Genomic DNA, 21,673 nt, shown 5'->3' with positions numbered 1-21,673 from the left:
ATTCGGTCGGCGGCTACAAGGGATTCGGATCGTGAAACGCGCTCTTTCAATCGCGGCCCTAGCGGCCGCAGTCTCTAGTCCTGTTCAGGGCGAAGAGTTCAAGAAGCACCGTTTCCTACAGGCCTATATTTCCTGTTTCGCTTGGTCGCAAAGCCGCGAGAAGTTACCAGTCCTGCACGAGGAAATATCGCGTTGGATCGTCGAGAGCATGCGCGGCGCTTCCCCAGATAGGTTTGCGCACCTGAATGACACGGTCCTGATCGTAGCGACCGCTCTCGAATGTGCTGAGAGGCCGGGCGAGGCGCTCGACAAGGCCGTGTTTACAGCAGCCCTATCGGTACCTCGTCCGCGGAAATGAGCACGCGCTGAGCCAGCGGGATTCGAACGCGAGACGACGCCTACCCACCTAACGTTAGGCTGCCCTGAGGATTTCGGCTTCGGTCAATATGATGCCGGGATAGGCGGCGGCGTCCGCGGCGATCGCGCGCCGGATCGCCGCAATCGTACCCGCACCGGTCGAGGATCTGACGACCAACAGGACCCGGCGAATAGCCATCAATCGATCGACCTCGGCCGACGCCTTCCGCTCCGCAGGAGATATCGAAGGCGAGGGGGCTGGCCGGGATGGATCGCGACGGAGGAATGCGTCGTCACCCGGCCGGTCTTCTGCTCCGGCTTCCAGGGCCCATGCGCGGACCTCCTGCCAGCCGATGTATTCGGGTTTCATGCCCTCGACCTCAACGAGGTGGACCGAAGACTCGATCCGGGCGAAGAGCTCGCCAACACGTCCCCGGCCGACGAGCCGGTTCCAGGTTGGCGTCTCGATCGTATCGATGCGCTCGTCCTCAAGAAGTTGGCGCAAGCCGGGCTTCTCATCATCGGTGGCGGGCGCGATGCCCAGCTTCTTCGCGAGGTGGGAGGAGATGACGCCGAGCCGAATCCCCTTCATCGCGGCGGCGTATTCAAGCCAAAGCTCGCGGCATCGAACGGGAGACACGCGTTCGAGGCCGGGGACGTTCACTCCCTCCATACTGGCCTTCGTCGCGAGCGCGAAGGGATGCACCGAGGTGGATTTCCCCTTTCGGGACTTCTTGACCCAGCCGTGCGCCAGCTCCGAAGCGATCTTGCCGCAGTATCTCGCGGCCTTCTCTGCATCCACACACTCCTCCGCATCCTGGGCGGACCAGGTGCCGGACAGGCCGTGTTCCGGAAGGCGTGCCAGGAAGCGCCGGATCAGTAACTCGCAGGCTGCACGGGCGCGTTCGGAATCGCGATGATTGAAGAAAACCAGGTAGTGGCCATGAAGGCCCCAGCCGGTGACGGGGCTCCATGGTGCCTCGATGACGCCCGAGATTCCCAGCACGCCCGCCCGCGCAGATGGCTTTGTCCAACCCGAGCCCTGCCGGGCTTCCCGGAAGGCGTCCTGGAACCCCTCGCGCATCTCCGCAAGAGGCTGATCCTTGACCCTGCGGACGGTCGGCGTGACGAACCAGACCGATCCTCCCTGCTCGACGCAGGCCTGGGTAGCGCGGGTCAAACGCTCCTGAATCTCGAAAGCGCGGCGGGGAGCGCAGGTCGGGCAGAGGACAGCGGAATCGCAGCGGTATACGCCCGTGGCGTACGCGCGCCCTTCCTCGGACAGATGGACGGCAACGTCGTCGACTTCGTGTCCCGCGCGACCGCAACCACATACGGCGGGGCCCTTGGTTCCGTCCGCGGGGCGAAGCATCCGGGCAATCCCATGACGAAGATCGTAGCGACCCCTGGTCGTCGTGAGAGGGCAGTCAGCGACATCATCCTGTCCCTCCCGTTCCTCCTCATCCTGAGAGGTGGAGGGAAACGTAGCTCCTCTACTGACAAGGCGGCCCGCCCGGGCCGCGGCGACGTCGCCCCTTGCGCCGGCCGAAGGCGTGGCCTCGTGAAGCGGGATCGCGACGTCCGCGAGAGGTTGTCCATCGAACAGACGAAAGACCGACGCCGCACGATCCTCGGCCGCCCGTGCTCCCACAGCCGGGCCGCGCGCCAGGACGTCCGCCTGGAGGCGGGCGCCCAGACCGCCCGAGGTCAGGCGGTAAGCGGTGTCGTCAACAAATTTTGCTTTGGGGGTAGAGAGGGGCGTCGGCTGGCTGGCAGGGTATGCCAGCCTGGGGATCACCCGTCAGAGCGACGGGCAGGATTGCTATGCGCGATGCCGGCGATCACTATTGACCTCGTTCACACGCCCCTCCGAGAGCGCCTGCCAGCGCGAAGACCGGAGGGGCCTTCGTTTTCAAGGCTGCCTGTCGGCCGTGCATAGGCCAAACGCCGATAGCCGATCGGGCGAACCTTTGAGAGCCCGGAAGCCCGATTTCTCAGCTCAACTTTCATGCGGATATTCCGAAGCCCCACCCATGAAGTGAGGCACCCACATGAAAGACCTATTCCCTTACGATGTAGATGAGCCCGACCTCTTCGGGGACTGGCTACCGCATCTAGTCATGCGCAGTCGCGAACTTGTATCCGCCGAAGAAGGCGCACACGACGCCCAGCGCTATTGCCCAACCATCCGAAAGGAAAACAGACAACGGGTGGAATGTGTAGAAGAACAAATCGCTGAGATTCGTGCCGAGGACGAAGACAACGGCCGCTGCTCCTAAACCGCAGAATATAACCCGTAGAGCTTCCTTCCGACTCCACGGTCTATTCAGCCATTTCATCGCCACTCCTCCGCCATGGCAGCTATGCAGTCTGCAAAGCTATCTGAACCGGGGGTGGAATGCCACACCACCCCCGGCCCAAGGGCCTCTGCTCCGGCCCCCTCCAGGGGGCCTCACGCCCTCGCGGGGGCGACGTCGGTTGCGCCCGGCTCGTGCCGGCTGCGCCGGCACTCCCCGGCCGCGGGATGAACACCACGCCATCCTGCCGAGTGTACTGAAGCTGATCAGGCCAAGCGCTACGATATTGAAGTCTCCGCGCTCGGCCAGATCTCCGTTGGTGGATTCAAGAACGAGCCGGTGTTCGTCCATTCCGGCGAAGAGGCCGCAGAAGGGATTGCCGGGGTGAAGAGTTCGGAATGTCGGCATTCACCTCGCGAGTTGGTGTCGGGGCAGGCATTGCCGACGGTTGTTGCGTAAGCCTTTTGCCGAAGACGGTGACCGGTTCTGGGCCGCTGTCCCATTCGTCCTCGGCTTCCATTCCCTGAGGATCGCCATCGAGCCACAAGCGCCACCTCTGGGCCTGCCCGGCACCTACGATCCACGGGACTTCTTGGGGAGAGACGTTCGGTTGTGGCGACAAGATCGCGAGGGCCCCGAGTTCCGGATCGCAACGAATCTCGTGAACGAGATTCCGAAGCTGCTCCGCCAGCCTTACCCGGATCGCGGTTCGCTGCTCTCCATCGGCCTCGTCCATCTTCGCCGACAGATCGATCGCATCGGCGAGTCGAGTTTGGATCCCGGGATCTGCCGCAGCCTTTGCAGCTTCCTTCTCCGCTGCGGACAGGTCTTTTCGAATTGCCTTGATCTCGTCCACCACTGACTTGAAACGGGCAGTGGCGGCATCGTCGCCGGACTCGACGATGGCCAAGAGACGATCACGTCGCCGCTCCGCATCAGCGAGCCGTGACCGCAGCGTCTCAATTTGACCGCCGGTGGAGTGGCCAGGATCGCCGGTCAAGATCGACTGCGCGTCCAGATACGACAGACCGCGGAGCAAGCGCGCCTCCAAGTCTTCGACACGCCAACGGACGTCGTTTTCGCAACCAGCCTTCCGCATCGAAGTCGAACAGGCCAGATAGAGGCCGCCCTTCGGCGCAGGGCCCTTGTTGAGCAGGTGCATGGCACCACGGCAGCGCGAGCATCGTCCGAGACCGAGGAGGAGGTGCGCGATGCCCTTCCCGCGGCGCCCACCACGGCCTCGAGAACCATCACTGACGCGCCGCCCTTCCAGCGCCCGTTGTGCGCGCCAGAAGACGTCTTCATCGATTACCGCAGGGTAATAGGCTTTGATGGGATCGCCTTCGGGTTTCCATGAGCCTGCTCGATGCGAGCCGGTATGGGGTTGATATTCGCCGAGCACTGTCGGAGAGGTCAGGACGCGGCGGACGGTGGATGTTTGCCAGCCGCTCGGCGAGGGGCGCTGGGATTTCTTTGAGCCGCGGAACACGGGCACACCGTCCAGATTGAGGCGCGCGACGATTGCACGCTGACCGTACCCCGCGACGGCCAAGCTAAAGATTTGCCGGACGATCTCGGCGCGTTCCGGAATCACCTCATAACGACCATTCATCAGCCGCAGCCAGGACGGACACCGATGCCCGATCGGCTTGCCATCCTCTCTTGCGGCCTGCCTCTTCTTGCCCCACGCTTCGCCTACTCGAAACGATTTCGTGCGGGACTCTTCGTGCGCCCGCGCCATTGCGCAGAGCGATACGATCAAGGGGCTGAAATCCCGTTCGATCCGAGCGGAGGAATACTCCTGTCCGTCCTCCATCGTCACGATCACGATGCCAGCGTTGATCAGGTCGAGAAACCGTGGCAGGGCGACGTTTACGTTTTCCCGGCTCAGCCGATCCAAGCTCTCAACGAGCAGCAAGGACCCGCGCTCGATCTTCGCGGATTTGACGAGATGGAGGAAGGAGCCGAGCGCGCTACCGACTTCTGCATTGCTCCCGCGATACGCGCTGACGCCTTCGTCCCGAAGCGTCTCGTCCAAGACGAGGCCCCGTTCGGCGCACCACTTCTCTGCCTTCGCAACTTGGCGGCGCAGGCTGTCTCCGCGAGCCTGTTCCGCAGATGAGAATCGAATGTAGGAATAAGCCTTTGGCATGATGCCTCCCCGATCGCCGGGCACCTTAGCCAAGCAGGCATTAATGTATCATAACCTGGTGATGAACGGCCCGCCCGGCGCCGGCAAGTCGATGTTGGCGAGCCGCCTGCCTTCGATCCTGCCGCCGCTGACGCCACGCGAGCTTCTGGAGGTCTCGATGGTGCTCTCCGTCGGCGGACATCTCGCCGGCGGTGCCTTGACCGATCGACGACCTTTCCGCGCGCCGCATCACTCGGCCTCGATGGCGGCGCTTGTCGGCGGCGGGTTGCAGGCGAAGCCCGGCGAGATCTCGCTCGCCCATCACGGCGTGCTTTTTCTCGACGAACTGCCCGAGTTCCAGCCGCAGGTGCTCGATGCGCTGCGCCAGCCGATGGAGACCGGCGACGTGCTGATCTCGCGGGCCAACCATCGTGCCGTCTATCCCGCGCGCTTCCAGCTCGTCGCGGCGATGAATCCTTGCCGCTGCGGCAAGGCGACGGAGCCGGGCTATGCCTGCCGGCGCCAGCCGAACGAGCGCTGCATGGCGCAGTACCAGGCCCGGATTTCCGGCCCGCTGCTCGACCGGATCGACATCGCGATCGACGTGCCGGCAGTCACCGCCGCCGACCTCATCCTGCCGGCCGCCAGCGAGGGCTCCGCCGAGGTGGCGGCGCGCGTCGCGGCGGCGAGGGCGCTCCAGGGCGCCCGCTTCGAGGCGCTCGGGCTTGGCCGCGTCACCACCAATGCCGCCTGCCCGGGACCGGTGCTGGAGGAGATCGCCCGTCCCGACAATGCCGGCCTTGCCCTGCTGAGGGATGCGGCCGAGGCGCTGCGGCTCACCGCCCGTGCCTATCACCGCGTGCTGAAGGTCGCGCGCACGCTCGCCGATCTGGACGGCGAAGCGAAGGTCGGCCGGCTGCATCTCGCCGAGGCGCTGTCCTATCGCACGCGCGGCGGGGAGCTGGCGCAGGCGGCGTAGAGAAAGCCCGGTCCTGCGGTTTTCGGAAAAAGCCGGGCTGCCCCGCAAGCCCCTCAGGGTTAAGCTTTGCTTGAAAGCTGACGGCAAAATCGTGCTTTCCTCAAGCGGCTTTTTTCAGGGCGGCGGCCTTAGACGGGGAGCATGGCTCTCTCGTCCTGGACATGGTTCGTCATCGCTGCCGCCGTCATCGTCGCCCTGCTGGGAGCGGGCGGCATCCTCGCGCTGAGGCAGCTGGCGCGCACACGCCGCCAGCTTGCATCGCTCACCCATGAGGTCGAGACGCTGAACGACCAGCTCTGGACGCTGGCCGACAGCGAGCAGCGCTATCGCAGCCTGGTCGAGGCTCAGGGCGATTTCATCGTCCAGCGCGACGGGGCCCGCATCATCTACGCGAATACCGCCTATGCCGCGCTGTTCGGCGCCGAAGAGAACGATCTCGTCGGCAGCGAGGCGCAATTGCCGCAGCTCGCCTCGCGGGCGCTGCGGACCCTCGACGGCGGAGCCCGCAGTTTCGACGAATGCCTCGCGACCTATGTCGGGGAGCGCTGGATCGCCTGGATCGAGACGGCGGTTCCAGGCCCAGGCGGCCGTACCCTGATCCAGCGCGTCGGCCGCGACATCTCCGCCCGTATCGCCGATGAGGACGCGCTGGTCGAGGCGCGCGCCCGGGCCGAGGCCGCCAATGAGGCGAAGTCGCGCTTCCTCGCCACGGTGAGCCACGAATTCCGCACGCCGCTGAACGGCATCCTCGGCATGTCCGATCTGCTGGCCGATACCGGCCTCGATGGCGAGCAGTCGACCTATGTCCAGGCCCTGCGCATCTCCGGCGAGGCGCTGCTCGCCCTCGTCGACGACATCCTCGACTTCGCCAAGGTGGAAGCTGGCCGGCTGGAGCTCGTCGAGGAACCCTTCGATGTCGTCCAGCTGGTCGAGACGGTCTCCGAGCTGATGGCGCCCCGGGCCCAGGCCAAGGGAATCGAGCTTGCGGCTTATATCGCGCCGGAACTGCCGGCGCAGCTCGTCGGCGATCGCGACCGCCTGCGGCAGATCCTGCTCAATCTGGTCGGCAACGCCGTCAAGTTCACCGATGCCGGCGGCGTCGGCCTGAGCGTGCGGCGGGTGGGGAGAATGGTCGAGATCCTGGTCTCCGATACCGGGCCCGGCATTCCGGCCGACAGGCTCGAGGTCATTTTCGGGGAGTTCGAGCAACTGGACCATGGCCCCGGAATCCGCCATGCCGGTACCGGCCTCGGCCTCGCCATCGTGCGGCGGCTGGTCGGGCTGATGGATGGCGAGGTCCGGGCGGAGAGCCGCCTCGGCGAGGGCGCGAGCTTCCGCGTGATCCTGCCGCTGGCCGCGGCGCCGGGCGCCGAGACGGTGCCGATCCCGCATTGGCCGGAGCAGCATGTCCTGCTCGCTTCTCCTGCGCCCTTCGCGGCGCGCTTCCTCTGGGAGTCGATCCGGGCCACGGGGGCGGCGGTCTCCGTCGCGGCCTCCGTGGAGGCGGCACGGGCGACCCTTGCCGGCGAACGCCCGGTGACCGCGGTGCTGATCGACCATGCGCTCGGCGACGGCGCGGCGAAGGAGCTGGCGGAAACGGTGCGGGAGGCGGGCATCCGCGATTGCCTGATCCTGCTGTCGTCGCTGGCACGGCGCCAGTTCGGCTCGCCGCAGGCCGCGGGATTCTCGGGCTTCCTCATCAAGCCCGTCCGCGCCCGCTCGCTCTATGAGCGGCTGGGTACGCGCTTTCCCCAAATCTTGCCGGCTACAGGCAAGAGCCAGGCCGCCAGATCGCCGGTGCGCAAGCCCCTCAACATCCTCGTCGCGGAGGATAACGAGATCAATGCGCTGCTGCTGACGCGGACGCTGGAGCGTCTCGGCTCCTCGGTCATCTGGGTCCGCGACGGGCGCGAGGCCCTGCAGCGGATCGAGGCCAGCCTCGCCGGCGCGGCAGCGCCGCTCGATCTCGCGCTTCTCGATATCCGCATGCCGGTGATGACCGGGCTGGACTGCGCCCGTGCCGTGCGGACGCTGGAAGCGGAGCGTGGCCGCATCCGGCGCTTGCCGCTGCTGGCCGTCACGGCCAATGTTTCGGCGGCGGATCGCGAGGCCGCGCTCGCCGCGGGAATGGATGATTGTCTCGCCAAACCGCTCGAGCGCGCGGCGCTGTTGCGCTGGCTCGATCACCTCGGCAAGGAGGCCTCGCGGACATTGTCGGCTTGACGGGCGTCACCGCTTCGACGCAGTTTTGTCGCGAAGTTGTAAGATGCGCGGAGCAAGCCTTCCCGGATGCCGGAAGCGGCTTAGAGGGTGAGACAGGCGATGGCATTGCACGTTTCTGAGCGATCGAACGCGCTGCCGGCCCGGTTTTCCGCCGGCAATCCCCTGCTTTCGCGCCTCGCTCCGATGATGCTCATCACGGGCGGGGCGATGCGCCGTTACGGATTGGAAGCCGGCGAATCAGCGCCGCTTTCGGGGAGCCTGGGTCGGCTCGGCTCGCTCGAAGTCCGGCTGGCGCGCGGCCCCCGCGAGATCTGGCGCGCGCAGCGGCTGCGCTACCGCGTCTTCTACCAGGAAATGTCGGCGAAGCCCGATGTGATCGCCCGCATGTTCCGCCGCGATGCCGACCGCTTCGACAAGGCCTGCGATCATCTGCTCGTCATCGATCACGCGGCGAAGGGCCGTTTCGGCGGTATCAAGCCGAAGGTCGTCGGCACCTACCGCCTGATGCGGCAGAGCGCGGCGAATCGGCTGGGCGGCTTCTATACGCAAAGCGAGTTCGATCTCGCGCCCCTGCTGGCACGCCATCCCGGCCAGCGCTTCCTCGAGCTCGGCCGCTCCTGCGTGCTGCAGCCTTACCGCAACAAACGCACCGTCGAGCTGCTCTGGTCCGGTATCTGGGCCTATCTGGAGCATCACCGCATCGACGCCATGTTCGGCTGCGCCTCCTTCGACGGCACCGACCCTGACGCGCTCGCCTTGCCGCTGAGCTTCCTGCACCACCATGCCCGCTCGCAGGGCGAATGGAGTGCTGAGGCGCATCCCGAGCATCTCGTCGGCATGGACCGGCTGCCCGCGGAGATGGTCGACTACAAGCTCGCGCTGAAGCAGATGCCGCCGCTGATCAAGGGCTATCTCAGGCTCGGCGCCCGCTTCGGCTCCGGCGCGGTCATCGACCGCCAGTTCGGAACGACCGACGTGCTCGTCGTGCTGCCCGTCTCGGCGATCGACAGGCGCTATGCCCAGTATTACGGCGGCGAGAACTCGCGCTACGCCGCCTGACGGCCGTTCATTCGCCGGCTGCGGCCAGCGCCTTCAACGCTTCGCGATAGGTCGGATAGCGGAAGGCGTAGCCGAGTTCCCGCTTCACCAGCGCATTCGAGACCCGCTTGTTCTCGCCGTAGAAGCTCGCCGCCATCGGTGAGAGCTTCGCTTCGCCGAAAGGGATTTCGGGCGGCGGCTCCAGCCCCGTCACGCCCGCGGCGAAGCTGACGACATCCTGCGGCGGAGCCGGCTCATCATCGGTCGCGTTGTAGATCGCGCCGTTGCGCGGCTGCGCCAGCGACGCCATCAGGATGCCGGCGATGTCGTCGACATGGATGCGGTTGAAGACCTGTCCCGGCTTGACGAGCCGCGTCGCCTTGCCCTCGCGCAATTTGGCGATGGGGTTGCGGCCGGGCCCGTAGATGCCGGAAAGGCGGAAGATCTGCACGGCCTTGCCGCTGCCGCGCCCCAGCGCCAGCCAGTCCTCCTCGATCGCGACGCGCAGCCTGTTGCGGGCATTGCCTGGATTCACCGGCTGGCTTTCGTCAATCCAGGCGCCGCCCTGGTCGCCATAGACGCCGATGGTCGAGAGATAGCCGATCCAGCGCAGCGCCGGCGCGGTGGCGAGTTCGTTGCGCAGCCTTTGCAGCACGGGGTCGCCATCCTCGCCCGGCTGGACCGAGACGAGCACGGCTTCGGCCTCCGCCACGGCCTTGGCGAGCGGGGACGAGACTGCGAAGCCGCCGAAGACCAGCGTGCGGATGCCTTCGCGGCTGAGCTCCGCGGCCCGCTCGGCCGAGCGGGAGGTGCCGGTCACTTCCCAGCCGCGAGCGAGCGCGGCGCGCGCGAAGAAGCCGGCCGAATAGCCGAGGCCGAGGATCAGCAGTTTCATGCGGCGTCTTCCGTCTGTGGGAGCAGGGCGGCCCATTCGGCCTGCACCTGATGGTCGGTTTCCGTGCGCAGGCTCGTCGGCGCCAAGAGTGCGGCCTGCGCCGGATCGAGGCGGCCGAGCGCCCAGACCGCCATCGCACGCACCAGCGGGGAGGGCGCGTCGAGATGCACAAGGGCGCTGGCGGCCAGCTCCGGCCGGCCGCTATTGCCGATCGCGATCAGCACGTTGCGCAGGAAGCGGTCGCGCCCGGTCCGCTTCACCGGCGTGCCGGCGAAGAGCGTGCGGAAGGCCGCATCGTCGAGGCCGGCGAGCTCGGCCAGGGACAGCCCGTCGAGCTCGTCCTTCAGGGCGAGGCGGGTTTCCTGCGCGCTTTCGGCGAACTTGTTCCAGGGGCAGACAGCGAGACAGTCGTCGCAGCCGAAGATGCGGTTGCCGATGCCGCTGCGCAGCTCCGCATCGATATGGCCGGGATGCTCGATGGTGAGATAGGCGATGCAGCGGCGCGCATCGAGCTGGTAAGGCGCCGGGAAGGCCGCGGTCGGGCAGATGTCGAGGCAGCGCCGGCAGGAGCCGCAATGGTCGCGCTCGGGCTCGTCGGCCGGCAATTCAGCCGTGGTGTAGATCGCGCCGAGCAGCAGCCAGGATCCGTGCTCGCGCGAGACGAGCACGGTGTGCTTGCCCTGCCAGCCGAGCCCGGCCGCCTGCGCCAGCGGCTTCTCCATGACCGGGGCGGTATCGACGAAGACCTTGACGTCGCCGCCGCCGCGCGCCGCGAGCAGCCCGGCCACGCTCTTGAGCTTACCCTTGATGACGTCGTGATAGTCGTGCCGGCGGGCATAGAGGGAGATCGCGCCCTTGTCGGGGTGGGCGAGCATGGCGAGCGGGTCGCCCTCGCCGGCATAGTTCATCCCGAGCATGATGACGGAACGGACCTCGCTCCACAGCGCCCGCGGATCGGCGCGCTGGGCGGTGCGCTCGTCCATCCAGGCCATGTCGCCGTGATAGCCGGCCTCCAGCCAGGCCTTGAGCCGGCCCGGCGCGAGCGGAATCGCATCGGCCGCCGCGACGCGCATCGCGGCGAAGCCCTCGGTGCGGGCGCGCGCGGCAATAGCGCGCTTCAGCGCCTCGCCGCTCAGAAGTCCAGATTGTCGTAATGGGCGCTCGGAGCCATGCCCGGCACCCGGTCGCTCAGCAGCGGCCGGAAGCTCGGCCGCGATTTGATTCGGGCGTACCATGCGCGCGCCGTCTCGTCCTCTTCCCAGGGCACGTCACCGAGATAGTCGACGCAGGAAAGATGCGCCGCCGCGGCGAGGTCCGCATAGCTCAGCCCGGCGCCCGCCAGCCAGTTCCGCTTGGCGAGCAGCCAGGAGATATAGCGCAGATGATAGCGCACATTGGAGCGCGCCGCGCGGATCGCGCCCATTTCCGGCGGCCCGCCGCCTTCGTCGCGGCTCATGAAGCGCTTCATCACCTTTTCGAGCACCAGCGGCCCGGTGATCTCGTCATGGAACTTCAGGTTGAACCAGTCGAGCAGCCGGCGCACCTCGACGCGCTCGCCCGGCCCCTCCGGCAGGAGCCGACGGTCGCCGAGCGCGAGCCCGCGCGTCTCGTCGAGATATTCGGCGATCGGCCCGGCGCCGGGCACGGCCAGGCCGTTCTGCTCCTGGAAGACGGGCGTGGTCCCCGCCGTGTTGAGCTCGAGGAATTCCCGCCGCCTCTCCCAGACACGCTCCTCGACCAGCTCGGCCTCCATGCCGAATTCACCGAGCACGAGACGGATGAAGCGCGAATGCGGGCATAGCGGATAATGGTACAGCGTCGCCATGGCACTCATGAAGCCTTGAAGCGGGTCAAATGCGGCCGGAGCGGGGCGAGAGGCCAGAAAAATCCCCGCTATGCGTCCAGCGCCCGCTCATATCACGCCCGAAAAGCGCCACAAGCGCGGGGGAAGCGGATGCGGACGATTTGCCTGGGTTCATTGGCGAAGTGGTAACCAATTTGCAAAGAGCCGGGCGTAAGCCGGTAACGCATCGACCGAAGCCAGCCGGCGCGGATCCAAGTCGCACGAGGACGTTCTCCCATGCAGAATCTCATCGAAGCCTTCGTCCTCGGCATCGTCGAGGGCCTCACTGAGTTCCTGCCGGTCTCCTCGACGGGCCATCTCCTGCTGCTGGGCCACTTCCTCGGCTTCGAATCGAACGGCAAGACCTTCGAGGTCCTGATCCAGCTCGGCGCGATCCTGGCGATCCTGCTGGTCTATTTCCGCCGCCTGCTCGACATCGCGCTGCGCCTCCCGAGCGATCCTGCCGCCCGGCGCTTCGTCATCGGCGTGCTGGTCGCCTTCCTGCCCGCGGCCGTCATCGGCGCGCTCCTGCACGGCTTCATCAAGGGCGTGCTGTTCAATCCCCTGATCGTCTGCTGCGCACTGATCGCCGGCGGGCTTGTCCTGCTCGTGGTCGATGAGCTGGAGCTCCAGGAGAAATACACCGACGCGACCGCCTTCACGCTGCCGATGTATCTCAAGATCGGCTTCTTCCAGTGCCTCGCCATGATCCCCGGCGTCTCCCGCTCCGGCGCCACGATCGTCGGAGCGATGCTGCTCGGCGCCAGCAAGCGGGCGGCGGCCGAGTTCTCCTTCTTCCTCGCCATGCCGACCATGGCGGGCGCCTTCGCCTACGATCTCCTGAAAAGCTACAAGGACCTGACCTTCAACGACAGCATGCTGATCGTCATCGGCTTCGTCGCCGCTTTCTTCTCGGCGCTGATCGTGGTGCGCTCCTTCCTCGACTTCGTCTCGAAGCGCGGCTTCGCGGTCTTCGCCTGGTGGCGGATCATCGTCGGCTTGGTCGGGCTTGCCGGGCTCTGGATCGTCGGCTGATCGCACCCGCTTTTCGGTCGGGACGGCTTCAGATTTCAGATGGGATCCATGAGGTGATCCCATCTGAAATCATCCGGCTTTAGCCGGCCCGCGACGGATCCCCCAGCGGGGTGGCGACGGGCACGGAGGTCGCCGGGGCGGCGGCCGGGGCCGAGGTGAGCGAGGCGGTCTGCCGCTCTATCATGCGGTGGACGACGGGCGGGTTCGGCCCGCTGTGCAAGGCGCGTACGCGCTCCCCGATTTCGGCGTCGGCCTGCGTCACCCGCTGATTCTGCCGGACATATTCGACCCAGGTTGGGCTGTCGTAGCGCTCGAACCAGAGCGTCGGATCGGTCAGGTCGCGCAGCAGCGTCCAGTGGCGCGCGCCGTCGCGTCGGCGGATGCGGCGGCGCTCCGCCATGACGTTCAGGAAGGCGACGACGTCCTCCGGCCTGATGATGTATTCGACGGTGACGATCACCGGCCCGCTGCGTGGCTCGATATCGACCGCGACCTTGGGCTCGCGCCAGCGGCTGAGCGGATCGAGATTGAGTTCCTCCAGCGGCGGCAGCCTGTAGAGCAGGCCCAGGCTGGCGCCGATCAGCAGGGCGATGGCCGAAAGCTGCAGGCCCCGGTCCGTTCCGAACAGCAGCGCCGTGCGCCCCCAGGCCCAGCTGCCCATCGCCATGCCGCCGAAGGTGGCCATCTGGTAGATCGCCAGCGCCCGGCCCACGACCCAGCGCGGCGCCGAGAGCTGGACCGTGGCGTTGAAGGTCGAGAGCGCCAGCACCCAGCAGGCGCCGCAGACGAAGAGGCCGGGGATCGTCATCCAGATCGTCCGGCTGAAGGCCACCAGCAGGATACCGACCGCATAGGCGATGAAGGTCGAGCGGACCAAGGCTTCCGTGCTCATCACCCGGCGCAGGCGGGCGCTCATGAAGGCGCCGGCGACGGCGCCGGCCCCGAAGCCGCCGAGCAGGATGCCATAGGTTAGCGGCCCGCCGCGGATCAGGTCGCGCGCCACCAGCGGCAGCAGGGCAAGGCCGACGATCGCGCCGAAGCCGAAGGCGAAGGCGCGCAGGATCACCGCGCGGATGTTCGGCGACATCGCGACATAGCGCACGCCCGCGCCCATCGCGATGAACAGCGTTTCGCGCGGCAACACCCGCTCGACCTTGGGCGGTTGCCAGCGGGCGAGCACGGTGATCAGGCCGATATAGGAGAAGGCGTTGATCACGAAGGCGGCGACCGCGCCGGCCGCGGCGACGATGGCGCCGCCGATGGCGGGGCCGACGCTGCGCGCGATGTTGAAGGCGACGCTGTTCAGCGTCACCGCCGCCGGCACGTCGCGGCGCGGCACCATGTCCCCGACCGAGGATTGCCAGGCGGGGTTGTTGAGGGCCGTACCGCAGCCGATCAGGAAGGTGAAGCTCAGGAGCAGCCAGGGCGTGATAAGCCCGAGCCAGGCGCAGGCCGCGAGCCCGACAGAGACGGCCAGCATGAAGAACTGCGCGGTCAGCATGATCCGGCGTCGGTCGTAATTGTCGGAGATCGCCCCGGCCGCGAGCGAGAACAGCATCACCGGCAGCGTCGTCGAAGCCTGGACCAGCGCCACCATTTCCGCCGAGGGCGAGATCGAGGCCATCATCCAGGAAGCGCCGACCGCCTGGACGAGGCCGCCGAAATTGGAGGCGAGGCTGGCGAACCAGACGGCCCGGAAGATCGGTTGCCGCAGCGGGACGAAAGGCGAGGTGTCCGAACGCGCTATGCCCTCCGAAGCGAGTTCGGCTTCCGCCACATCGGCTGTCGGTTGGGCATGCAAATCATCAGGCATGGAATAGGGTTAGCATGAGGGCGCGCGGAGGAAACCGTTTTCGATTTCGAAAACGGCGAAACTGGGAAAGTTTTTGCGCAGGCCCGCGGGCGCCCTCTCAGGCCGTTGCCGGCAGCCGCGCCTGGCGCGGCGGACGGGGCTTGCGGGCGCGCCACGCCCGCGCCGCCACGACGGCGAGCCCGGCCAGTGCCACCCAATGCGCCGGCCTGATCGAGGCATAGTCCCAATAGGTCAGGATGTCGGCGTTGGCCTGGAAGACGAGCCAGGGCGAGACGCCGCTGGTGAGCGCATACCAGCCGGTTTCGAGCAGCGCCGTGGCGAGCCCGGCCAGCAAGGCGAGGCCGGCGAGGGCGGGCAGCGAAACCGGCAGCTTCCAGCGATAGAGACCGCGATAGAACAGCAGCAGGATGAACAGCCCGCTCATCAGCGCGGGCTCGGTCACGTCGATCTTGGACTGCAGCGCGAAATGCAGCAGCGCCAGCCCCGCGATCGGATAGACGAGGTTGTGCAGCCTCTGCCAGTTCTTGCCGAGCCGGCGGATCATCCCGTCCGTCGAGGTCGCGCCGAGCGCGCAAAGGCCCAGCAGCGCGACGAAGCCGATCGTCAGATAGAAGCGCTTGACGATCTCGGAGACGATCAGCCCCCAGTCGAAGGCCATGTCGATGCAATGGAGGCCGAGATGGCCGAGCGCATACGCCATCACCGAGAGCCCGAGCATGCGCCGGACCCCGATCAGCTTGCCCCAGTCCAGGAGCCGCCGGAGCGGCGAGATCGCGAGCGACAGCACAAGCAGCCTGACCGCCCAGATGCCCGTGCGGTGGATCGCCTCCGTCCAGGGCTTCGAGCCGAGCTGGCCCATCCAGGCGGCGTAGATGATCAGCGCGGCCGGCAGCAGGGTCAGCGCGAAAGCGGCGGCCCGCAGGCCCGAAAACCGGCCCTGCCGGTCGAGCCAGGGCAGCCACTCCCTCAGCCCGGCCTTCTTGCCGTTCGCAGCGTTCTTGCCGCTTGCAGGCTTTCTGTCGGCCCGACCTGTCCGCGCGGTCGTCCGCCCGGCGTCGCCATGGATGGCGACGCCCTGGACGGCTTCGGCCTCTGCGCGCAGCGGAGCTGTCACGACCGCTCTCCATCATGCGGGTTCACGCCCCCGACATAGCTGAAGCGTGGGGACATTGTCCCACACCTCTGCACACAAGGGCGTGAAGGCGCGCTGTCGAGCTCGGCCGGGCTGCTTCGCCTCTGCGTCAGGCCGCGTTCTTGATCGCCGGCGCGAGCTTGAGCCCCGAAGCATCCGCTCCGCGCGCCTCGCGGACCAGCCGCGTTCCGGCCTTCGTCGCCAGGAAATCGGCGAGCGCGGCATCCTCCTGCCGCACGAAGCCCTTGGCGGGCAGCTTGCCGGCGAGGAAGAGCTCGATCATGGCGACGCAGCCGGCGGCGGTGGTGAGCTGGATGGCGCCGAGCTCGTCATTGCCGTCATAGCGCAGCACCACGCTCTCCTCTTCCAGCCGGCCGGCGCGCTCGCCCACGCCGGTGACGAAGATCACGACGACATCCTTGCGGGTGAAAGGGGCGGAGTGGCTGAGGATGCGCCGCATCGTCTCGCGGTCATCGGCGAGATCGAGATCGCGCAGCAGGAGCTTCATGATCTCGGCATGGCCGGGATAGCGCAGCGTCTTGTAGCTCATGTTGCGGACCTTGCCGGCCAGCGTCTCGGTCAGCGTTCCCAGCCCGCCGGAGGTGTTGAAGGCCTCGTAGGCGACGCCGTCGATCATCACGCCTTCGATACCCTCGAGCGCCGGCACCAGCGTCGACTGGCCGTCGAAGACGATCTCGCAAGGGTTGCAGTATTCGTTGATCAACCCGTCGACCGACCAGGTGACGTTGTAGCGCAGCGCATTGGTCGGGTAGAGCGGCAGTGCCCCGACGCGCATCTTGATGGTGCGCACGCTGTCGAAGCGCGCCGCCATGTCGGCGCCGAGGATGCAGATGAAGCCGGGCGCCAGACCGCATTGCGGCACGAGCGCGACATCTGCGCTCCGGCCGAGTTCCTTGACATAGGCGGTGGTGGCGACGTCCTCGGTCAGGTCGAAATAATGAGTTTTCGTCTCGGCCGCGACCTTGGCGATGCCCTTGTTCAGGAAATAGGGGCAGGCGCTGACGACGATGTCGCGGTCGCGCAGGAAGGCACTGAGCGCCCTGAGATCGGCCGCATCGACCACTGCCGTGCCGAAGCGCTTGCCGGCGGCATGGGCGAGCTGGGCTTTCGAGGCATCGGCCAGCGTGACCTCATGGCCCTGCTCGGCCAGCATGCCGGCGATGATGGCGCCGATCTGGCCCGCGCCGAGTACGGCGATGCGCTGCTTCTGGAAGGTCATGACGATCCCCTGACATGGCCGGCCCCCAGCGGACCGTTCCTTGACGCCATGCTGGAGCGAAGGGCTGCGTCGTTTAACGGGCGGATCGTCGATATGACGGATTATGATTAGTCATATCGATGGATTATGATTGAAATCGAAGGGAAATGATCGCGCCGGTGGAGGCTGCCTCAGCGCTCGAACTTCCGCGCGAGAATCACCGAGGATGTCGTGCGGCGCACACCCTCCATCTCGGCGATCCAGTCGATCACCGCGTCGAGATCGCTCGCGGTCTCGCATTCGACCTTCACGGAGAGGTCGAAATGGCCGCTCAGCGTGTGGCATTGCACGATTTCCGGCCGCTTCTTCAGCGCTGCGACGACGCCGCCCTGCCGCTTGACCTCGAGCTCGATCATGACGAGCGCCGCGATCGTCGTGGCAGGCCGGGCGGCCTTGCCGAGGATGGTCGTGTAGCCGGCGATGACTCCGTCGCGCTCCAGCCGGGCCAGCCGCCCCTGGACGGTTGCACGCGAGACGCCGAGCATCCTGGCGATGTCCGAGAGGGGCAGGCGCGCATTCTCCGAGAGGATGCGGATCAGGTCTCGGTCTTTCGCCGCGTCGGATGGTCTTGCCATGCTGTCTCCGGTGCTTCGCAGGGCCGGCACCATGGCGGCAAAGGCCCGGCCCCGGCAAGCCGGGGAGGGCGGTTGTCATCATGCCGTCGAAAGACGTGCTGCAAGCGAGCGGAATGGAACCGCGCAGTCCGTGAAACGTTGTTGGGGGCGCCGGAAAAGGGCTTGCATCGCCGCAAGAATAGGAGTGCGATGCCGCTCGCGGCAGAGAAGCCTCGCTATGGAGACCGTCATGTTCAGGACTTTCGTTCTCGCATCCGCGTCAGCCCTTGCTTTGATGTCCTTCGCTGCGTCGCCGGCCTCGGCTCTGACGATGAAGGAATGCAGCGTCAAATATCAGGACGCCAAGAAGGCCAATACCCTGAAGGGCCAGAAGTGGAACGACTTCCGCAAGGCCCAGTGCGGCGACGATGACGCCGCCGATGACGAGGCCGCTGCGGCCATGCCGGCGGAGCCGGCAGCGCCCGCGACGGCCGCTGCCGCGACGACGGCCAAGCCGGCCGGCAAGGCCAAGCCCGCCGTGTTCCCGAAGGCGGTGTCGCAGAAATATTCGAGCGAGACGGCCGGAAAGGCCCGCCTGAAGACCTGCGTCGATCAGTACAACGCCAACAAGGCGGCGAACGCCAATGGCGATCTGAAATGGATCGAGAAGGGCGGCGGCTACTGGAGCCAGTGCAACACCAAGCTCAAGAGCTGATCCGGCCTCTGCCGGAATTCGGACGCCGCGCCGGCAGGCGCGGCGTTCGTCGTTTCAAAGCATCTGCGACGGCCGCGAGGCGGGATCCGACGGCTGCGTCGGTGCCGGGTTGCCGGGAGGCTCCCAACGCTAAAGCAGCACGGGGAGAGGAACCCGGATTCGGTATGGGAATGGCGAGCCCGGCCGGATGGAGCCGGCCGGGCGGAGGCTCTCGCCTCAGTCGACGACCCGGACGGCGCCCTTCGCGGCACTCGTCGTCGTCGCGGCATAGGCCTTGAGCGCGGTCGAGACCTTGCGCTTGCGCGGCGCGGCCGGCTTCCAGGCATCCTTGCCCCTGGCTTCCATCGCGGCGCGGCGGCGTGCGAGCTCCTCGTCGGAAACCTGCAGCGTGATGCTGCGGTTGGGGATGTCGATCGCGATGATGTCGCCGCTCTCGACCAAGCCGATCGCGCCGCCCTCGGCCGCTTCCGGCGAGACATGGCCGATCGAGAGGCCGGACGAGCCGCCCGAGAAGCGCCCGTCGGTGACCAGCGCGCAGGCTTTGCCCAGCCCCTTCGACTTCAGATAGCTCGTCGGATAGAGCATTTCCTGCATGCCGGGGCCGCCGCGCGGCCCCTCATAGCGGATCAGCACGATATCGCCTTCCTTGACCTTGCGGTTGAGGATGCCCTCGACCGCGGCGTCCTGGCTCTCGAAGATCACGGCCGGACCGGAGAACTTCAGGATCGAAGCATCGACGCCCGCCGTCTTCACGATGCAGCCGTCGAGCGCGATATTGCCGAACAGCACGGCGAGGCCGCCATCCTTGGAATAGGCATGCTCCGCGCTGCGGATGACGCCGGCCTTGCGGTCGGTGTCCAACTCCTCGAAGCGACGCTCCTGGCTGAAGGCGGTCTGGGTCGGCACGCCGCCGGGCGCCGCGCTATAGAACGAGCGCACCGCCTCGCTCGTCGTCTGCGTGATGTCCCAGCGCGCCAGCGCCTCGGCCATGGTGGTGGCGTGGACGGTCGGTAGCGAGGTGTCGATCAGCCCGGCGCGGTCGAGCTCGCCGAGGATCGCCATGATGCCGCCGGCGCGATGCACGTCTTCCATATGCACGTCGGCGACGGCGGGCGCGACCTTGCACAGCACCGGCACGCGCCGCGACAGCCGGTCGATATCGGCCATGGTGAAGTCGATCTCGGCCTCATGCGCTGCTGCCAGCAGGTGCAGCACCGTGTTGGTCGAGCCGCCCATGGCGATGTCGAGCGTCATCGCGTTCTCGAAGGCCTTGAACGAGCCGACATTGCGCGGCAGCACGCTCTCGTCGTCCTGGTCGTAATAGCGCCGGGCGAGGTCGACGATCAGATGCCCCGCCTCGACGAAGAGGCGCTTGCGGTCGGCATGGGTGGCGAGCGTCGAGCCGTTGCCCGGCAGGGCGAGGCCGAGCGCCTCGGTCAGGCAGTTCATCGAATTCGCCGTGAACATGCCCGAGCAGGAGCCGCAGGTCGGGCAGGCCGAGCGCTCGATCACGTCGACCTGCTCGTCCGTATATTTGTCGTCGGCAGCCGCGATCATCGCGTCGACGAGGTCGACCTTCTTCAGCACGCCCTCGGCGATGAACTTGCCGGCCTCCATCGGCCCGCCCGAAACGAAGACGGTCGGAATGTTCAGCCGCATCGCCGCCATCAGCATGCCGGGCGTGATCTTGTCGCAATTGGAGATGCAGACCATCGCGTCGGCGCAATGGGCGTTGACCATGTATTCGACGCTGTCGGCGATCAGTTCTCGCGAGGGCAGGCTGTAGAGCATGCCGTCATGGCCCATGGCGATGCCGTCATCGACCGCGATGGTGTTGAACTCCTTGGCGACGCCGCCGGCCTTCTCGATCTCGCGCGCGACGAGCTGGCCGAGATCCTGGAGATGGACATGGCCGGGCACGAACTGGGTAAAGGAGTTCACCACCGCGACGATCGGCTTGCCGAAATCGCCGTCCGTCATGCCTGTGGCGCGCCACAGGCCGCGGGCGCCGGCCATGTTGCGGCCATGGGTGGAGGTTGCGGATCTCAGCCTGGGCATCTCATGCGTCTCCGGTCTCGGGCTCCTGATGTCCCGTTGCGCGGCAAACTATCGTCGCCGCGCCCTGTGACAAAATTGAATTCTTCGATTTCCATGATCGGCGCCACGCATGGCAGCCAGCCGCGTCTGCCCATGGGACAGACGCTTGCCGAATTGGCATAACGGCTCTCGCTGGATCGTTAAGAGGTGAGGGGCATTCGGCCATGCTGCGCAATATCGACGTCGATCTGCTGCGCAGTTTCGTCACCATCGCGGAGCTGCGCAGCTTCACCCGCGCCGCGGCGGCGCTCTTCCGCAGCCAGTCGACCGTCAGCACCCAGATCCGCCGTCTCGAGGAGCTGGCCGGGCAGACCTTGCTGGAGCGCTCGCCGCATGAGGTTCTCCTCACGCGCGCGGGCGAACAATTCCTTGGCTATGCCCGCCGCATCGTCGCGCTCCATGACGAGGCGCTCGACGTCATCAATGCGCAGAGCGTCAGCGGCCGGGTCAGGCTCGCGGTGATGGATGATTACGCGACGATCGTGCTGCCCGAGACATTGGCGCGCTTTGCCCGCTCCCATCCCGATGTCGAGCTCGAGGTGACGACGGGCTTCACCCGCGATCTTCTCAACAGTCTCGGCGAGGAGTTCGATATCGTGCTCGCCACGCAGAAGGCGGGCGATGGCCGCGGCGAGGTGCTGCGGCGCGAGCCGACGCACTTGGCTTGCTCGGATAGAATGGCCTTTGTTCCGGAAGAGCCCTTGCAGCTCGCCTTGCTGAAGGCGCCGAACATGTTCCGCGAATGGGCGCTGGACGCCTTGAACGAGGCGGGGCTGCGCTGGCGCATCCTGTTTTCCAGCTCCAGTATCGGCGCTGTCGAGGCGGTCGCGGCCTCCGGCGCGGCGCTGACCGTGGTCAAGGCCGGTACCGCGCGCGCGGATCTGCAGCTGCTCGGGATCGAGCATGGCTTGCCACCGCTGCCGGCTTCGGAGATCGCGCTGCATCTGGCGCCGGGCCGACCGGGAGCTGCCGTCGCGGCGATGAGCGCCTTCCTGGCCGACGCCTTGAACGACGAAATGGCCGTTCAGGGGCAGGGCGCGCATGGCGCGGACTGAAGGCCCGCGGGGGCTTCGCCCGGCCCCGGGGAAGGACAGCGGGAAAAATTCCGGCGGAACGGCATCGGCCAGGGGCTGTGAACAGCGGATTCCTAGCTAAGTAATTGATTTCAAATCAAAAGCACTTTCCCTCGAAAAACTTTCAAAATGGCCGTTGACATGTCTCGGGGGTCCCGCCTATAAACCGCCCATCGAGACGGCGCCGCCGCTGAGCGGCGCCTCTTCTGCGC

Annotated in this window: 15 protein-coding genes and 1 pseudogene; 6 read left to right on the top strand and 10 right to left on the bottom strand. The window is 66.8% G+C overall.

Going from position 1 to position 21,673, the window contains the following annotated elements; genetic code table 11:
• Positions 1-412: 412 nt before the first annotated feature.
• Positions 413-1,729: a hypothetical protein gene (locus AB6806_RS14870; protein WP_370954841.1), complete on the bottom strand. Its 1,317-nt coding sequence runs from the start codon at positions 1,727-1,729 to the stop codon at positions 413-415.
• 1,250 nt (positions 1,730-2,979) lie between these two features.
• The gene (locus AB6806_RS14865) at positions 2,980-4,806 is read right to left on the bottom strand and encodes a recombinase family protein (protein ID WP_370954840.1); all 1,827 of its coding nucleotides are present in this window, start codon (positions 4,804-4,806) and stop codon (positions 2,980-2,982) included.
• A 49-nt stretch (positions 4,807-4,855) separates the two neighbouring features.
• On the opposite strand from AB6806_RS14865, the pseudogene AB6806_RS14860 reads away from it, so the two are divergent.
• The 3 genes and pseudogenes from AB6806_RS14860 to olsB all read left to right on the top strand — a co-directional run.
• Positions 4,856-5,764 (top strand): annotated as a pseudogene (locus tag AB6806_RS14860) (YifB family Mg chelatase-like AAA ATPase); the annotation flags it as partial.
• A gap of 141 nt (positions 5,765-5,905) precedes the next feature.
• Positions 5,906-7,987, top strand: a complete 2,082-nt coding sequence (locus AB6806_RS14855) for an ATP-binding protein (RefSeq protein ID WP_370954839.1) — start codon at positions 5,906-5,908, stop codon at positions 7,985-7,987.
• 99 nt (positions 7,988-8,086) lie between these two features.
• Complete coding sequence (gene olsB, locus AB6806_RS14850) at positions 8,087-9,046, top strand: l-ornithine N(alpha)-acyltransferase (protein WP_133566007.1); 960 nt, start codon at positions 8,087-8,089, stop codon at positions 9,044-9,046.
• A 7-nt stretch (positions 9,047-9,053) separates the two neighbouring features.
• Here the strand turns inward: olsB and AB6806_RS14845 are convergent, their stop codons facing one another.
• From AB6806_RS14845 to AB6806_RS14835, 3 genes are read right to left on the bottom strand one after another with little or no spacing between them, the layout of a single operon-like run.
• On the bottom strand, positions 9,054-9,920 hold the full coding sequence (locus AB6806_RS14845) for an SDR family oxidoreductase (protein ID WP_370954838.1): 867 nt from the start codon (positions 9,918-9,920) through the stop codon (positions 9,054-9,056).
• Positions 9,917-11,155, bottom strand: a complete 1,239-nt coding sequence (queG, locus tag AB6806_RS14840) for a tRNA epoxyqueuosine(34) reductase QueG (protein ID WP_370954837.1) — start codon at positions 11,153-11,155, stop codon at positions 9,917-9,919. Before queG ends, AB6806_RS14845 begins: the two co-directional genes overlap by 4 nt.
• Positions 11,053-11,745, bottom strand: coding sequence for a glutathione S-transferase family protein (locus tag AB6806_RS14835; protein ID WP_038366875.1), 693 nt, complete (start codon positions 11,743-11,745; stop codon positions 11,053-11,055). The genes queG and AB6806_RS14835 overlap by 103 nt, the downstream gene beginning before the upstream one ends.
• A gap of 255 nt (positions 11,746-12,000) precedes the next feature.
• Between AB6806_RS14835 and AB6806_RS14830 the strand changes: the two genes are divergently transcribed.
• Positions 12,001-12,798 (top strand): undecaprenyl-diphosphate phosphatase, encoded by a 798-nt coding sequence (locus AB6806_RS14830; protein ID WP_370954836.1) that lies wholly within the window; start codon positions 12,001-12,003, stop codon positions 12,796-12,798.
• Between the two features lie 79 nt (positions 12,799-12,877).
• Here AB6806_RS14830 and AB6806_RS14825 read toward each other — a convergent pair whose 3' ends face one another.
• The 4 genes from AB6806_RS14825 to AB6806_RS14810 all read right to left on the bottom strand — a co-directional run bounded on the left by AB6806_RS14825 (position 12,878) and on the right by AB6806_RS14810 (position 17,597).
• Positions 12,878-14,575 carry an MFS transporter gene (locus AB6806_RS14825; protein ID WP_370954835.1) on the bottom strand — a complete coding sequence of 566 codons (1,698 nt, stop codon included), beginning with the start codon at positions 14,573-14,575 and terminating at the stop codon, positions 12,878-12,880.
• 133 nt (positions 14,576-14,708) lie between these two features.
• Entirely contained in the window at positions 14,709-15,725 is a 1,017-nt protein-coding gene (locus AB6806_RS14820; protein ID WP_210245672.1) for a protein-methionine-sulfoxide reductase heme-binding subunit MsrQ, read from the bottom strand.
• A gap of 127 nt (positions 15,726-15,852) precedes the next feature.
• The gene (locus tag AB6806_RS14815) at positions 15,853-16,983 is read right to left on the bottom strand and encodes a saccharopine dehydrogenase family protein (RefSeq protein WP_370954834.1); all 1,131 of its coding nucleotides are present in this window, start codon (positions 16,981-16,983) and stop codon (positions 15,853-15,855) included.
• Positions 16,984-17,153: 170 nt separating this feature from the next.
• The gene (locus AB6806_RS14810; protein ID WP_113254413.1) at positions 17,154-17,597 is read right to left on the bottom strand and encodes an Lrp/AsnC family transcriptional regulator; all 444 of its coding nucleotides are present in this window, start codon (positions 17,595-17,597) and stop codon (positions 17,154-17,156) included.
• A 229-nt stretch (positions 17,598-17,826) separates the two neighbouring features.
• Between AB6806_RS14810 and AB6806_RS14805 the strand changes: the two genes are divergently transcribed.
• On the top strand, positions 17,827-18,291 hold the full coding sequence (locus AB6806_RS14805) for a hypothetical protein (protein WP_038366992.1): 465 nt from the start codon (positions 17,827-17,829) through the stop codon (positions 18,289-18,291).
• Positions 18,292-18,507: 216 nt separating this feature from the next.
• Here AB6806_RS14805 and ilvD read toward each other — a convergent pair whose 3' ends face one another.
• Complete coding sequence (ilvD, locus tag AB6806_RS14800; protein ID WP_370954833.1) at positions 18,508-20,349, bottom strand: dihydroxy-acid dehydratase; 1,842 nt, start codon at positions 20,347-20,349, stop codon at positions 18,508-18,510.
• A 203-nt stretch (positions 20,350-20,552) separates the two neighbouring features.
• Between ilvD and AB6806_RS14795 the strand changes: the two genes are divergently transcribed.
• The gene (locus AB6806_RS14795; RefSeq protein WP_370954832.1) at positions 20,553-21,443 is read left to right on the top strand and encodes a LysR substrate-binding domain-containing protein; all 891 of its coding nucleotides are present in this window, start codon (positions 20,553-20,555) and stop codon (positions 21,441-21,443) included.
• The last annotated feature ends 230 nt before the right edge of the window (positions 21,444-21,673 follow it).

Origin of the sequence: Allobosea sp. RCC_152_1 (genome assembly GCF_041360765.1) — a bacterium.
In the GTDB taxonomy this organism is placed as follows: domain Bacteria; phylum Pseudomonadota; class Alphaproteobacteria; order Rhizobiales; family Beijerinckiaceae; genus Allobosea; species Allobosea spartocytisi.
The sequence above is the reverse complement of the archived record's forward strand: the minus strand, read 5'-3'. Positions and strand labels throughout refer to the sequence as shown.